This window comes from Colwellia sp. MB02u-14, from assembly GCF_014076915.1.
Taxonomy (GTDB): Bacteria; Pseudomonadota; Gammaproteobacteria; order Enterobacterales; family Alteromonadaceae; genus Colwellia_A.
The window spans coordinates 1-1,486 of the sequence record NZ_JACGUX010000014.1; the positions used below are offsets into that span (position 1 = coordinate 1).

2 protein-coding genes are annotated in these 1,486 nt (G+C 31.7%); both read left to right on the forward strand.

The features are described 5' to 3' along the window. The first annotated feature begins 152 nt into the window (after positions 1–152). A complete protein-coding gene (locus H4J52_RS02890; RefSeq protein ID WP_182177704.1) occupies positions 153–914 on the forward strand; it encodes a hypothetical protein in 762 nt (253 codons plus the stop codon). 137 nt (positions 915–1,051) lie between these two features. Next, positions 1,052–1,360 (forward strand): hypothetical protein, encoded by a 309-nt coding sequence (locus H4J52_RS02895; RefSeq protein ID WP_182176737.1) that lies wholly within the window; start codon positions 1,052–1,054, stop codon positions 1,358–1,360. The last annotated feature ends 126 nt before the right edge of the window (positions 1,361–1,486 follow it).

A 1,486-nucleotide genomic window follows, 5' to 3' on the forward strand; every position in this document is an offset into this window, starting at 1 on the left:
TAATCTTGGTGGTTATTTCAAAAGTGCGTATAACAAGCCATTCAAGCAGGACTTTTAACAGTTGGCTAGGTTCCGCTTCGCTTCACATTTTAGCCAACAATTAAAAGCCTCTTAATGGGGCGTTATAGGGCACATCAAAGTGTTGAGGATATATGAAGTTTTTCAGTAAAATAATATTAGTGTTAACTATCGTTTTTGCATCAAACTCCTTTGCTGTAGATAAAAAAGAAAATGATTACATATTTCCAATTATAGGTGCATTTAAAAGTCAAAATAAAAATACAATTTCGACATTAATTTCTTATCCGCTAAAACGAAAATTACCAATACCTTTTATTAAAAATAAAACAGAATTAATTAATCGGTTCGATGAAGTTTTTGATAAAGAGTTGATTGATTTAATATCTAATTCTGATGTGGATAAAGATTGGAGGCAGATGGGGTGGCGTGGGACTATGTTTTCCAATGGTAAACTTTGGCTAGATTCGAATGGAAAAATCAATGCAATAAATTATCACACAGCTAAAGAAAAAGCTTTTGAGCAAAGTTTAATAGAGAAACAAAAGCAAACTTTGCATTCGAGTATAAGTGATTATAAAAAACCAATTTTAGAGTGGAAGACAGCCAAATTTCATATAAGGATTGATGATCTTGGTGACTATAATTATCGTTATACATCTTGGAGTATTAATAAAAAAACGAATGTTAAACCTGATTTAGTTTTATTTAACGGAAAAATGGCATTTGATGGAAGTGGTGGTAACCATCATTACTCATTTACTAATGGTAAATATACATATCGTTGTTATGTTAGTCTTCTTGGTAATAGTAAATCAGCACCTGGAACTCTTGATGTTTTTAGAGGTAAAGAACACTTATTAAGTGATGATGTTCTCGAAGTGATAGGTCAATAATTTTTATGGGGTTAATGCCCTATAACAAGCCATTCAAGCAGGACAAATAACAGTTGGCTATTTGCTCCTTCGTCGCTTATTTTAGCCAACTATTATTTGCCTCTTAATGGGGCGTTAGCACTATAAGGAAATCAATCTTGAAACGGATTCTAGTATCACTTGTAAGTATCTTAAGTTTTGCTGCATTAGCGGCAAATCAAAACCATTCAGCGTCTAAAAAATTACACCTCGAAAATTTTTCAAAGGTTAGTGAGTCTTGTGATTTTGATATTACTAAATGGAAAAATATAGTCGAGGCGTCAAATTCTAATGATGCTATTTTTTCTGGTGACGTATTATTTAAAGTAGAAGATAAACAATATAAAACTAAAGAATTATATGTTAAAAATTTCTACATTCGTAAAAACTGTGAAATTAAATCAAGTTTGGTTGTTCTCATAAAATAGTGCTAACAACACGCCCTGAGGTGGACAACTAGTAAAATTTAGCTATTTATTGCAAATTTTAACAGTGGCGATCCTCTTCGTTTTAATGCTTCTAAATATTTTGATTCGTTGTAGGGCGTCTTCGTT